Annotated in this window: 11 protein-coding genes and 1 pseudogene; 5 read left to right on the forward strand and 7 right to left on the reverse strand. The window is 64.4% G+C overall.

What is annotated here, in order from left to right; translation table 11 throughout:
• The first annotated feature begins 97 nt into the window (after positions 1-97).
• From AC0L20_RS25670 to AC0L20_RS25685, 4 genes and pseudogenes are all read left to right on the forward strand, one after another.
• On the forward strand, positions 98-988 hold the full coding sequence (locus tag AC0L20_RS25670) for an alpha/beta hydrolase family protein (protein WP_473293550.1): 891 nt from the start codon (positions 98-100) through the stop codon (positions 986-988).
• Positions 985-1,428, forward strand: coding sequence for a DUF2269 family protein (locus tag AC0L20_RS25675; RefSeq protein WP_473293551.1), 444 nt, complete (start codon positions 985-987; stop codon positions 1,426-1,428). The genes AC0L20_RS25670 and AC0L20_RS25675 overlap by 4 nt, the downstream gene beginning before the upstream one ends.
• Positions 1,429-1,460: 32 nt before the next feature.
• Positions 1,461-2,773 (forward strand): annotated as a pseudogene (locus tag AC0L20_RS25680) (DoxX-like family protein).
• Positions 2,773-3,180 (forward strand): thiol-disulfide oxidoreductase DCC family protein, encoded by a 408-nt coding sequence (locus AC0L20_RS25685; protein WP_473293552.1) that lies wholly within the window; start codon positions 2,773-2,775, stop codon positions 3,178-3,180. Before AC0L20_RS25680 ends, AC0L20_RS25685 begins: the two are co-directional and overlap by 1 nt.
• Before the next feature lie 91 nt (positions 3,181-3,271).
• Here the strand turns inward: AC0L20_RS25685 and AC0L20_RS25690 are convergent, their stop codons facing one another.
• The 6 genes from AC0L20_RS25690 to AC0L20_RS25715 form a co-directional block, all read right to left on the reverse strand.
• Positions 3,272-4,519, reverse strand: coding sequence for a flavin monoamine oxidase family protein (locus tag AC0L20_RS25690; protein WP_473293553.1), 1,248 nt, complete (start codon positions 4,517-4,519; stop codon positions 3,272-3,274).
• A 171-nt stretch (positions 4,520-4,690) separates the two neighbouring features.
• On the reverse strand, positions 4,691-6,517 hold the full coding sequence (typA, locus tag AC0L20_RS25695) for a translational GTPase TypA (RefSeq protein WP_007598731.1): 1,827 nt from the start codon (positions 6,515-6,517) through the stop codon (positions 4,691-4,693).
• A gap of 256 nt (positions 6,518-6,773) precedes the next feature.
• Entirely contained in the window at positions 6,774-7,043 is a 270-nt protein-coding gene (locus AC0L20_RS25700; protein ID WP_247357300.1) for a hypothetical protein, read from the reverse strand.
• Entirely contained in the window at positions 7,040-8,470 is a 1,431-nt protein-coding gene (locus AC0L20_RS25705) for a radical SAM protein (RefSeq protein ID WP_473293554.1), read from the reverse strand. Before AC0L20_RS25705 ends, AC0L20_RS25700 begins: the two co-directional genes overlap by 4 nt.
• Complete coding sequence (locus AC0L20_RS25710; RefSeq protein WP_473293557.1) at positions 8,451-9,167, reverse strand: prolipoprotein diacylglyceryl transferase family protein; 717 nt, start codon at positions 9,165-9,167, stop codon at positions 8,451-8,453. The genes AC0L20_RS25705 and AC0L20_RS25710 overlap by 20 nt, the downstream gene beginning before the upstream one ends.
• Positions 9,168-9,246: 79 nt before the next feature.
• Entirely contained in the window at positions 9,247-10,011 is a 765-nt protein-coding gene (locus AC0L20_RS25715) for a Crp/Fnr family transcriptional regulator (RefSeq protein WP_473293561.1), read from the reverse strand.
• A gap of 155 nt (positions 10,012-10,166) precedes the next feature.
• On the opposite strand from AC0L20_RS25715, the gene AC0L20_RS25720 reads away from it, so the two are divergent.
• Positions 10,167-10,568 carry a response regulator gene (locus tag AC0L20_RS25720; protein WP_473293562.1) on the forward strand — a complete coding sequence of 134 codons (402 nt, stop codon included), beginning with the start codon at positions 10,167-10,169 and terminating at the stop codon, positions 10,566-10,568.
• A gap of 10 nt (positions 10,569-10,578) precedes the next feature.
• Here the strand turns inward: AC0L20_RS25720 and AC0L20_RS25725 are convergent, their stop codons facing one another.
• The gene (locus AC0L20_RS25725) at positions 10,579-12,120 is read right to left on the reverse strand and encodes an alkaline phosphatase D family protein (RefSeq protein WP_473293563.1); all 1,542 of its coding nucleotides are present in this window, start codon (positions 12,118-12,120) and stop codon (positions 10,579-10,581) included.
• Between the last annotated feature and the right edge of the window lie 50 nt (positions 12,121-12,170).

A 12,170-nucleotide genomic window follows, 5' to 3' on the forward strand; every position in this document is an offset into this window, starting at 1 on the left:
CGGCAACGAATGAACGGCAATGGCAACGCAGAAAGTCTGCCGATATTGATTCGTTCCTACTAGTGTGACCGTCGCAGTTTCTCGCCTCCGGCAATTCATGCGGCTCCTCAACATTCTCGTGCTTCTGGCTCTGCTGGCCTTGCTGACTGCGCCGCCTGTGTGCGCTCAGGTCACTTTTGGTTCGTCCGGAGCGGAGGGCGATCCGTTTCGCAGGCAGCAATGGCGCGTGCCGTCGCCGGATACCGACATCGCCGCTCATGCCCTGCTGTTTCGCCCGCCGGGTGCCGGCCCGTTCCGGCTTGCGGTGATCGCGCATGCCTCGACGCAAAATGGCTTGCGGCGCGCGCAAACGCCACAGCCGGAATACCGCGCACTCGCTGCGTTCCTCGTCGCGCGCGGCTTCGCCGTGCTGGTGCCGGAACGGCTCGGCCATGGCGTAACAGGCGGCCGCTATGTCGAGGACCAGGGTGGCTGCGACGAGGCGGACTATTTGCGCTCGGGCCGCGCAACGGCCGACGAAATCGCGCTCGCGCTGGAGGATGTGCGAAAGCAGGATTTTATCCGCAAGGACGCCGCGATCGTGATCGGACATTCCGCCGGCGGTTGGGGCGCGCTGGCGCTCGCGAATGCCGATCCGAAGGTGATCTCCGCCATCATCGCCATTGCGCCGGGCCGCGGCGGCCATGCCAATGACGAGCCGAACCGGATCTGCGCGCCGCATACGCTTCTCGCGGCGGCGGCTGAGTTCGGCAAGGCCGCGCGCATCCCCGTCACGTGGCTCGTTGCCGCCAATGACAGCTACTTTGCACCGGCATTTTCGCTTGCGTTGGTCGATGCGTTTCGCGGCGGCGGTGGCAAGGTCGACTTCCGCACGACACCGGCCGTCGGTAGCGAGGGCCACTGGATGATCGAAACCGAGGCCGGCGTCAAAGCCGCGAGTGCCGAACTCGATCGCGCGCTGAAGCCGGCGGCTGGCAAAAAGCCATGACGTTATATTTCCTCATCAAATATCTGCATGTGCTCGGCGCTATCGTCATCCTCGGTACCGGAACCGGTATCGCCTTCTTTATGCTGATGGCGCATCGCACGAACGACGTGGCGTTCATCGCGCGTACCGCTTCGGTGGTGGTGGTCTCGGATGCGATCTTCCCGTTGTCCGCCGTGATCCTCCAGCCGGTCACGGGCGGCCTGCTGATGATGCTCTCGGCAACGTCGGTCGCCGAGCGCTGGCTGCTCGCATCGCTTGCGCTCTACGCAATTGCTGGCTTGTTCTGGATCCCCGTGATCTTCATGCAGATCGAGATGCGCGATCTCGCGCGGAAGGCCGCCGAGCAGCGTGGCGCGCTTCCGGAGCGCTATTTCGTCCTGTTTCGCCGCTGGTTCGCGTTCGGTTTCCCCGGCTTCGGGGCCACGATGCTGATCCTCTAGCTGATGATCGCAAAACCGTTTTGAGGGAGGTCATGAGCCAGCGAACCATTCTCGTGCTCGGTGCCTCAGGCCTGATCGGCCGCTACGTCACCGACGATCTTCGCGCGCAGGGATTTCGCGTGATCGGGGTGGCGCGCAGCCTGTCGCCCGCCCAGAAGATGGGCGCACTGGACGTCGAGCTGCCGATCCTCTCGCTCGACGTAGCCGCGCTGGCGCACCTCCTCGGCGAGCACGCGGTCGATGTCGTCGTGAACTGCCTAGGTGTGCTCCAGGACGGACCCGGCAGCGACACCAACGCGGTGCATCGGGATCTCGTCGCACGATTGCTTCAGGCGGCAGCGGCCGTGCGATCCGGCTGGTGCACATCTCGATTCCCGGGACCGCGGGCGAGGATCGAACCGCGTTCGCAACGACGAAGCGTGAGGCCGAACGTTTGATCGCGGCTTCCGGCATTCCCCACGCCATCCTGCGGCCCGGTTTCGTGGTCGCGCCGTCGGCCTATGGCGGCAGCGCGATGCTCCGCGCGCTTGCGGCCTCCCCGCTCGACCTGCCGGAGAAGGAGATGGCGACGCCGTTCCAGCCCGTTGCTGCCGAGGATATTTCCGCCACCATTGCCTGGCTTGCCGCGCGCGATATCGACGACGCATCGGTGAAGGCTGTGAACTGGGACCTGATGCAGATCGAACCGATCACGATGGCTGGCGTCATCGAGCAGTTTCGTATCGCGTTCGGCACGGCCGGCTGGTCGCGCGTCGAGATGCCGTCCTTCATGCTCGACTTCAGCGCGAAAGGCGGCGATTTTGCCAACTATCTCGGCTGGATGCCGCCGATGCGCTCCACGGCCATCGCCGAGCTGCGCCGCGGCGTGAACGGCGATCCCTCGGCATGGATCGCCGCCACGGGCATCGTGCCGAAATCACTGGCTCAGACGGTCGGCCGCCACCCCGCCACGATCCAGGATAAGTGGTTCGCGCGGCTGTTTTTGGTGAAGACGCTGATCTTCGCGAGCCTTGTCGTGTTCTGGTGCGTCTCCGGCTGCATCGCGCTGTTCGTGTCCTATGGTGCCGCCGCCGGAATCCTGAGTGCGCACAACTTTCCGTCGGCGCTGGTCGATCCCATCACCATCGGCACCAGCCTGATGGACATGAGCATTGGGGTGCTGATCGCCTTCCGCCGCACCGCCGCGATCGGACTCGTTGCGGGCATGATGGCTTCGCTCGGCTATATGTTTGGTGCCGCGATCCTGACGCCGGATCTCTGGATCGAGCCGCTCGGTGCACTGGTGAAGACGGGACCGGCGATCGTGCTGATGTTTGTCGCGCTTTTGATGTTGGACAATCGCTGATGCCCAAATGGCCTGACAATGACGTGATCCTGTTCGACGGGGTCTGCATTTTTTGCTCGCGCTGGGTCCGCTTCGTCGCCGCGCGCGACAGGGCGAAGCGATTTCGCTTCACGCCGATCCAGTCGGACTATGGCGCCCGGCTCGCACGCACGTTCGGCATCGATCCGGATGATCCCGACACCAATGCCGTGGTTCATGGCGGCGCGGTGTTCATGAAGTCGGACGCTGCGCTGACGGTGCTGTCGCAGCTCCCTGGCTGGAGCTGGGTGCGCGCGTTGTTCGCCGTGCCGAAAGCGTTGCGCGACCCGGTGTACAGCCTCATTGCGCGCAACCGCTACCGCATCTTCGGCAAGTATGATGCGTGCTTCGTGCCTGATGCCGATTTAAGGGCGCGGGTGATCGAGTAATTCGTCATTGCGAGCGCAGCGAAGCAATCCTGGCTGCCGCTGCGGAAAGATTTTGGATTGCTTCGCTGCGCTCGCAATGACGAGCGTGCGGTTACGGTTTGCCCAGAACGCCCAGCACTTCCCTCGCCGCCCGCTCCCCTGAGTCCCTCGCGCCGTGCGCCGTCGAGAAAAAGTTCGGCGACGTCGCTTCTCCCGCAAAAAACAGCCGCCCATCGACCGGTGCCGCCAGTACGGCGCGGTCGCCGGCGTGGCCCGGCAGCGCGTGCGAGTAGGAGCCGCTTGCGAAGGGGTCGTGCGCCCAGCGCGACGCGTAGAGCGGCTTCAGCTTTCGCCTGATGTCGTTACCGAGCAAGCCTGCGATCTCGTCGATGCTTTGCGCGGCAAGAGCGCCTTCGCCGGCGTCCTCCAGCTCACGCGCAAAGCTGCCGCCGAAAAAGCCTTCGATGCAGGGCTGGCCGAACGGGCGGATATGATAGGTGCCCATGTCGGTGCGCATCGTGGCGCCGCGCAAATTCCCTTCTTTGGGGCAGGCTTCGGCACCGTCGAGCGCCAGCGTCACCTTGTCGTCGACCCCGAGCGGCAGGCCGGCTGCGGCATCGACCTTGGCGAGGAGAGGTGGCGAGAATCGGATCGCCTCATTGGCGATGAGATTGGTCGGCACGGTGACGATCACCTTGTCCGCGGTCAGCGTGCCCTGCGATGTCTCGATGCGGATGCGCTGGCCGGAATGATCGATCAGCGCGACGTTGCAGTTCAGCGCCACCGGGCAGGGCGCGCCATAGGCCGCGATCAGAGCGCCATAGCCGCGGCGGACGCGCCAGTTGAGGTCACTGTCCTCATAGGCGTCCCAGTCCAGCGTCGACATGTCCTTCAGTTCGCAACCGTTGATGTAGGTCGAGATCGCGTCGATCATGGGATTCCAGCGATCGCCCGGCTCCAGGCTCAAGCTCGCGGGGACATCCTGGCCCTTCTGGGCGGTCTTCCACAGCCGCTGATAGAAGGCGTCCATCGCGTGCATGAAATCGTCACGCTCGGCTTTCGGAAACGCGTTGCCATAGGCACGCTCGCGCCAAGGCGGCAGGTCCTTGTTGACCTCGAAACCGAGCTGTTTCGCAATCGCGACAAAGGAGTTGTTGTCCGCCGAGTGCAGCCAACCGCAGCCGACGTCGAAGGTGACTTCGGGCGAGGCCTGCACCGTCCAGGCTCGGCCGCCGAGCCGGTCGCGCGCCTCCAGCACGATCACGGAGAGGCCGGAGCCCGCCAGCGCATGCGCCGCGCCGAGGCCGGCGGCGCCCGCACCGATGATCGCGACGTCGACGGAGGAGGGAAGGGAGCTCATGGGCGGGCTCTAGCACGTTCGCAAAGAGTGCTGAAGCCGCCGCAAGCACAGCTGGATCACCCGCGCAGGCGGGTGATCCAGTATTCCAGAGACATTTGTGGTCGAACCGATAAGCCGCGGCGGACTGGATGCCCCGGTCGAGCCGGGCATGACAGCGTTGCGAGCGGTGGCTTAAGCCACCGCTTCCTTGGACTTTTCCGCGCGCTTGCGCTCGTTCGGGTCGAGGTGCCGCTTGCGCAGGCGGATCGACTTCGGCGTGATCTCGACCAGCTCGTCGTCCTCGATATAGGCCAGCGCCTTTTCCAGGGTCATGCGGATCGGCGGGGTCAGGCGCACCGCTTCGTCCTTCGACGTGGTTCGGATGTTGGTGAGCTGCTTGCCCTTGAGCACGTTGATCTCGAGGTCGTTGTCGCGGGTATGCTCGCCGACGATCATGCCCTTGTAGACCTTCCAGCCCGGCTCGATCATCATCGGGCCGCGATCTTCCAGCTTGAACATGGCGTAAGCCACCGCTTCGCCTTGGTCGTTGGAGATCAGCACGCCGTTGCGGCGGCCCTGGATCTCGCCCTTGTACGGCGCGTAGCCGTGGAACAGACGGTTCATGATCGCGGTGCCACGCGTGTCGGTGAGCAGCTCGCCCTGGTAGCCGATCAGGCCGCGTGTCGGCGCGTAGAACACCAGGCGCAAACGGTTGCCGCCGGACGGCTTCATCTCGATCAGCTCGGATTTGCGCTCGCTCATCTTCTGCACGACGACGCCGGAATGCTCCTCGTCGACGTCGATGACGACTTCCTCGATCGGCTCCAGGGTTGCGCCGGTGGCCTCGTCCTTCTGCAGCACGACGCGCGGACGCGACACCGAAAGCTCGAAGCCTTCGCGGCGCATGGTCTCGATCAGGATCGCAAGCTGCAATTCGCCGCGGCCCGAGACTTCCATCGCGTCCTTGTCCGAGGCTTCGACCACGCGCAGCGCGACGTTGCCTTCGGACTCGCGCAACAGGCGGTCGCGGATCATGCGACTGGTCACCTTGTCGCCTTCGGTGCCGGCGAGCGGCGAGTTGTTGACGATGAAGGACATCGACACGGTCGGCGGGTCGATCGGCTGCGCCACCAGCGGGGTGTCGACCGACGGATCGCAGAAGGTGTCGGCGACGGTGCCCTTGGTCAGGCCGGCGATCGCGACGATGTCGCCTGCCTCGGCTTCGTCGAGCGGGGTGCGCTCGATGCCGCGGAAGGCGAGAATCTTGGTGATGCGGCCGGTCTCGATGGTCTTGCCGTCGGCGCCCAGCACCTTCACGGCCTGGTTCGGCTTGATCGAACCGGAAGAGATACGTCCGGTGATGATGCGGCCGAGATAGGGGTTGGCTTCGAGAATGGTGCCGATCATGCGGAACGGGCCTTCCTCGACGGTCGGCGGCGCGACATGGCGCACGATCAGGTCGAACAGCGGCTGCATGCCGGCTTCGTGCGACCCATCCGGGCTCTCGGCCATCCAGCCCTGCTTGGCCGACCCGTAAAGGATCGGGAAGTCGAGCTGCTCCTCGCTGGCGTCGAGCGCCGCGAACAGGTCGAACACCTCGTTGATGACTTCGGTCGCCCGCGCGTCGGGGCGGTCAACCTTGTTGATCACGACGATCGGCTTCAAACCGACCTTGAGCGCCTTGGAGACCACGAATTTGGTCTGCGGCAGCGGGCCTTCGGCGGCGTCGACCAGCACCAGCGCGCCATCCACCATGTTGAGGATGCGCTCGACCTCACCGCCGAAATCGGCGTGGCCGGGGGTGTCGACGATGTTGATGCGAGTGTCCTTCCACTGCACCGAGGCCGCCTTGGCCAGAATGGTGATGCCGCGCTCGCGCTCCAGATCGTTGGAGTCCATGGCACGCTCGGTCACCTTCTGGTTCTCGCGATAGGTGCCGGATTGCTGGAGGAGGCGGTCGACCAGGGTCGTCTTGCCGTGGTCGACGTGGGCGATGATGGCGATGTTGCGAAGGTTCATGAGTGGGCTTCTTTGCGGTCGGACAATGGGTTAAGCGCGATCTCGCCGGTCAGACCGGGACCTCTTCTCGAAACAACGCTTGAAGACTGGAAACGGGGCGCTTTCCGCCCAAAAGGGAAAGCCCGGCATATCGACCGGGCACCCTACGCGTTGCGGCGCAATATAGGCAAAAACGGCCAAAAAACAATGTGTTCTTTGGCCGTTGGTTGATTGAATTTTGTCCGGGGATTCCCGGGGGTTAGGCGAAAAGCCCGGCTCAGCCGCGCCGGCCCTTGATGGCGGCCCAGATCAGAGCGACCCCGCCCAGCCCCACGACCAGGCCCAGGAACACCAGGGGCGCAACGTCGGAATCGATCCGGCCTCTGTCGGATATGGATATTCCGCCGAACAGGAGTGCACAGGCGCCGGGTAGCAGCAGGATGATCCCGAAGATCGCCATGAGCGCGGTCAGGCAGCCGCTGCGCTTGTTCGGCGGAGCAGGAGGCGGTCCCGGCGGGGCTGGCGGCGGCGTGTCGCTGATGCTCATGCCTGCAGGGCTCCTTCGGTTGACTGCGCCGCCAGTTCGGCGCGGATACCGTCGATCTTTCCGTTCCGGTAGAACAGATTGTAGGTGTCGAACGGGATGATCGCGCCGTTCTCGGTGACGAAATGGATGCAGCTGCGCTTGACGTTGCCGACGCAGAAATTGAAGCGGTCGAGAAACTGCACGATGGTGACGCGGAATACGTTCTCGTACGTGATGCCCTGCGGCACCTCGAAGCTCGGCAGGCAGCACAGCAATTCGCAGACGCGCTCGCTGGTGTTCAGCGGTCCCGAGGACAGCGAAAACAGATCGATGAATTTCTCCCTCAGCGCCGGATGCTTCTCCGGGCTTATCGTATTGGGCAGCAATGCGACGAGTTGCTCCTGCGGGATCAGCGACGTCAGGGGCAGCACTTTCTCGCCGTTGCGCAGGCCGTAACCGATCGAGATGCTTTCGGGGTTGCAGGGCAGCGGGATCATGTCCTTGTCGCCGAATACGCCGGTTTCGACCACGCGCTTGCGGATCTCCGACAGCATGATGCGGTCGGTGTTCTTGTCGAAATTCTCGTTGCGGCCGGCATCCTGCACCGGCTGCAGCGTGACGCCGCGCACGCATTTCCAGGTCAGCGCGTGGCGAACGATGTCGCCGATCTCGGCATCGTTGACGCCGCGCTTGATGGTCGCGACCAGCGTGGTCGACACGCCGTAATGCTCGAGATTTTCCAGCGCCTGCTGACGAATCTTGCGCAAATCCGCGCCGCGCAGATTGATCAAAGCGTCGCGTTCGAGCGAGTCGAACTGGAGATAGACCTCGAGCCCGCGCTTGTTCTCGGCGAGCCGCGCCACCAAATCCTTTTCGCGGGCGATACGCAGGCCGTTGGTGTTGATCATGACATGGCGGATTGGGCGGGCGCGCACGGCATCGAGGATCGCGAAGAAATCCGGATGCAGCGTCGGCTCGCCGCCGGAGATCTGCACCAGGTCAGGCTCGCCCTCGCTCGCGACCAGCGCGTCCAGCATTCGCTCGATCTTGGGCAGCGGCGTGAAGCTGGTCCGCGCCGGCGAGGAATCGGCAAAGCACACCGGGCAGGTCAGATTGCAATGCTCGGTGATCTCGATCAGCGCCAGGCAGGAATGCTGCTCGTGGTCGGGGCACAGGCCGCAATCGTAGGGGCAGCCGAATTCGGTATGCCGTTGAAAGGCGAGCGGCCGGTCGCCGGGCTTGATGAAATCCTTGCACAGGCGCCAATAGGCTGCGTCCGTCGACACCAGCGTGGACTGGACGCCATGCTCCTTGCAGCGCTTCTCGTACCAGACCTCGTTGTCGAGGATCTGGATCTTGGCCGGCACCAGCTTCAGGCAGGTCTCGCAGAGAGATTGGGTCTGGCCCCAGAAAATATAGGGGCGCGACTTACGCAACGGCGCGTTCATGCATGGGTCTCGCTTTGGGCGCCGTTGCCAGCATGACGACGGCGTAGAGCAGGATGGACAGCGACAGCAGGTGAAACAGCGTGAAGGGGCCGATCAGCGTGCCGTAGGGCTTGAGGAATTCCCACAGGAAGCGCTGTGCGCCATAGTAGACGAGGACGAGGTAGAAACCATTGGTGATCACAAACGCGCTCCGGTTCAAGACCGCCAGCACGTAGAGCAGCGCGAACACGCCCATCGCGGCGCTTTCGTAGAGCTGCACGGGATGGCGAAGGATGCCGTCGCCGAAATCATGGCCCCAGAGCCATGCCGTCGGCGTGCCGTAGGTGAAATCGTCAAGGCCCGCGAAATAGCAGCCGAGCCGGCCGATCGCGATGCCGATCGCCAGCGGCAGCGCAAAACGGGCGCCGGTTCGCACCGTGATCCCTGCGGACCATTTGTAGAGCTCGATCGCCACGATGCCCCCGGCAAGCGCACCTTCCACGGAGCGCGCGATGCCGCTCTGGCCCGACAGCCACAGATTGGCGGAGCCGAACAGATAGGCGCCGAGGCCCGCACCGAACACCAGAGCGGCGAGGTAGAACCGCTCGAACGATTGCGCCGGAAACCGCAAGCCCTGTCGCGACAGCCAGTAAAGCGCCACGGCCGCAGCCAGCCACGCTGCGATGTCGAAGAGAGTGTGAAGGAAAGCCCCGCTCATGTGGGGACATTAGCCCAGGTTCCCGCCCTGCGGGATAGTGTGGCCGCTTCTTATCCCCGAAGAGGAGCGAGGCAGGGGGCTAGCCGGCTTGCCGCTCTTCGGTCGGATAGACCCCGCGCAGCACCTCTTCGAAGTGCATCTTCACGGCCTCGTTGCACCGGCAGGCGCGCAGGCGCAGGCCCTCGCGGTTGCGGACCAGGATCGATCCGCGTCGCGTGTCGAGCACGCCTTCCGCCTTGAACGACTGGAGCACGCGGCTGGCATAGCTGCGGCCGACGCCGAGCAGCGTCGCGAGCTGTTCGTGCGTCAGCGGCACGCTGCTCTCGTCGCCGGTCCGCTCCATCGCCGCCAGCATCCATTTGGCGGTGCGCTGCTCGATCGAGTGAATGGCGTTGCAGGCGGTGGACTGGAAGATCTGCGCCAACATGCAGTCGGCGTAACGAGCGAAGACATGGCGCAACGAGGACGAGCGCTGCTTGGCAGCCTCCAGCTTGCCGACGTGAATTCGCGCAAACGGCCCGCCGAATTTCACGCAGATCCGGGTATAGGCCGGCAGATAACCCTCGCTGACGATGCCGCCCACCGCGCCTTCGCGGCCGACCAGGATGGTCTCGACATCGCGGCCGTCCTCATTTGGAACGAGGAAGGTTGCAAGCGATGGTCCGCAGGGAAAGTGGACCACCTGGACGTCGTCGCCGGGGTTGTAGAGCAGTTCATTCGCCGCGGCGCTTTCGAGCATGACATGCGGCGCAAGCAGGGCGAAGTCGGCCGCGCTCAAGCGCCGCAGCAGATTGTTGGTCGGCCGGCTCTCGATCTCGGTGGCGTTGCTGGTCCGCGCGTCCATCTCAAACTCCCATCCGCCTCCACATTAGCGAGTTCCGACGAGGTCCTGTGTGCACAAGTAGACAGACCTGATAACTGTGATGTGGTGGTTTCGTTCCGGGAACCTTCCGCGCGGATACAGGCGTCGTGACCCGGTATCCCAGTCAGAGAAACCTCATGCTCGACGTTACGATGATGGCACCCGCTGTTTCCAATGGTTCAAATTGTCCCGCCGATGTCCTCATCGTCGAGGACGATCCGATCATCGCCATCGACTTCGAGGATCGCCTGCTCGGATTTGGCGTGAAGAGCGTCCGCACGGTCGGTTCAGTGGCGCAGGCGCTGGCCGTCATCGCGGCGCGCGCCCCCGAATTCGCCTTGCTCGACGTCGGCTTGAGTCGCGAGAACAGCTTTGCGGTCGCCGAACGGCTAGCGGCCCTGAAAATTCCGTTCGTCTTCGTCACCGGCTACGGTGCTGACGCGCGCATCCCGCCGCAATTCGCCAGCCAGCCGCGTCTGCAGAAGCCGTGTTCGAGCGACGCACTGGAGGCGGCGCTCCAGCTCCGCGCCGCGGACTAGCGATACGGCGTCAGGCCTGTTTCGGATCGAGCGTGGTCGACCACAGTGCGACGTCGGCGCGGTCGCGCAAGGTCACCGTCATCTGGCCGGACGCGCCGTCGATCTTGACGTGTCCGAAGAACTGCATGCCGGCGGACGGCGGCAGGTTCTGGTTGTCTTTCCCCGGCGCCTTGACGAAACGCACCTCCGGCCCAAACGTATTGTCGAGCGCGGCTGGACCGAATGTGCCCGCGTGAAGCGGGCCCGACACGAACTCCCAGAACGGCTCGAAATCCTGGAATTGCGCCTTGTTCGGATCGTAATAATGCGCGGCGGCGTAATGCACGTCCGCCGTCAGCCATACGGTGTTGCTGACCGGCGCCATCTTGATGAAACGCAGGATGTCGGCGATCTCGAACTCGCGGCCGCGCACCGGGCCGTCGCCCTGCGCAATGGCTTCCGATCCGCCCTTCGGCGTGTCCGACACGACGAGGCTGAGCGGCATGTCGGAGGCGATCACCTTCCAGGTCGCGCGCGAATTCAACAGGCCACGCTTGAGCCAGGCGATCTGGTCGGGGCCGAGGAAATAGCTGGCCGGGCCGTAAGCGGTTTCGAGGTTGGCGCCGTTCGGGCCGCGATAGCTGCGCTCGTCGAGCACGAACACGTCGAGATGGGGACCGTAGGAGATCTGGCGATAGACCCGGCCGGGCTCGACGATGCTCTCGCGCATCGGATACATCTCGTGGAAGGCACGGCCCGCGCGGGCCGCAAGCAGTGCGATGTCGCGCTCCTTGTAGGTCGCCGGCAACTCCTTCGAAAGTGACCAGTTGTTGGTCACCTCATGGTCGTCCCACTGCACGAAGATCGGCACTTCGGCATTGAAGGCCCGAAGATTATCGTCAGTGAAATTGTATTTGTGCGCGGCGCGGTACTCGTCCAGCGTCTCGGCGACCTTGGCCTTCTCGGGGATCGTGACGTTCTTCCAGGTCTTGCCGTCGGCGAGCTTCACCTCGGACTGGATAGGGCCGTCGGCATAGACGGTGTCGCCGGAATGCAGGAAGAAATCCGGACGGTGCTTGCGCATCGCCGAGAAGGTGAACATGCCGCCGTCGTCGGGGTTGATGCCCCAGCCTTGTCCTGCGACGTCGCCGCCCCAGACGAAGCTGACGTCGCGGCGGTCGGCGGGCGCGGTGCGGAAGCGGCCGGTCACCGGCTCGCCCGCCACCGCGGTGTGCGAAAGATCGCGGAAGCGGACGCGATAAAAGATGTCCTGTCCGCTAGGCAGGTTTTCGATCAGCATCTTCGCGGTGAAGTCGCTCTCGGGCAGCGCCGCGATTGGCGGCAGCGCACGGGCATCCCTGAACGACTCCGTCGTCGCCACCTCGACCAGCATCTGCGCGGGCCGGTCGGTGCGCGCCCAGACCACGCCGCCGTCGACGGTGACGTCGCCCGACTGCACGCCATGGGTCACCGCCGGCCGGTCGGCCGCGCGGGAGAGATGGGGCATTGCGACCGCGCCGAGCGCGCCGGCACTGGTCGTCAGGAAACGGCGGCGGGAGAATTTGATGTTCATGAAGACGGTCTCGATATCGCGTAAGGTGATCGCCCTGGGCGGCCGCCACG

Source organism: Bradyrhizobium sp. Kon58 (assembly GCF_055807455.1).

Excerpts from the sequence above, each read along its gene's own strand:
- AC0L20_RS25670 (WP_473293550.1), top strand. The coding sequence starts at position 98 with ATGCGGCTCCTCAACATTCTCGTGCTTCTGGCTCTGCTGGCCTTGCTG.
- AC0L20_RS25675 (WP_473293551.1), top strand. The coding sequence starts at position 985 with ATGACGTTATATTTCCTCATCAAATATCTGCATGTGCTCGGCGCTATC.
- AC0L20_RS25685 (WP_473293552.1), top strand. The coding sequence starts at position 2,773 with ATGCCCAAATGGCCTGACAATGACGTGATCCTGTTCGACGGGGTCTGC.
- AC0L20_RS25690 (WP_473293553.1), bottom strand. The coding sequence starts at position 4,519 with ATGAGCTCCCTTCCCTCCTCCGTCGACGTCGCGATCATCGGTGCGGGC.
- typA (WP_007598731.1), bottom strand. The coding sequence starts at position 6,517 with ATGAACCTTCGCAACATCGCCATCATCGCCCACGTCGACCACGGCAAG.
- AC0L20_RS25700 (WP_247357300.1), bottom strand. The coding sequence starts at position 7,043 with ATGAGCATCAGCGACACGCCGCCGCCAGCCCCGCCGGGACCGCCTCCT.
- AC0L20_RS25705 (WP_473293554.1), bottom strand. The coding sequence starts at position 8,470 with ATGAACGCGCCGTTGCGTAAGTCGCGCCCCTATATTTTCTGGGGCCAG.
- AC0L20_RS25710 (WP_473293557.1), bottom strand. The coding sequence starts at position 9,167 with ATGAGCGGGGCTTTCCTTCACACTCTCTTCGACATCGCAGCGTGGCTG.
- AC0L20_RS25715 (WP_473293561.1), bottom strand. The coding sequence starts at position 10,011 with ATGGACGCGCGGACCAGCAACGCCACCGAGATCGAGAGCCGGCCGACC.
- AC0L20_RS25720 (WP_473293562.1), top strand. The coding sequence starts at position 10,167 with ATGCTCGACGTTACGATGATGGCACCCGCTGTTTCCAATGGTTCAAAT.
- AC0L20_RS25725 (WP_473293563.1), bottom strand. The coding sequence starts at position 12,120 with ATGAACATCAAATTCTCCCGCCGCCGTTTCCTGACGACCAGTGCCGGC.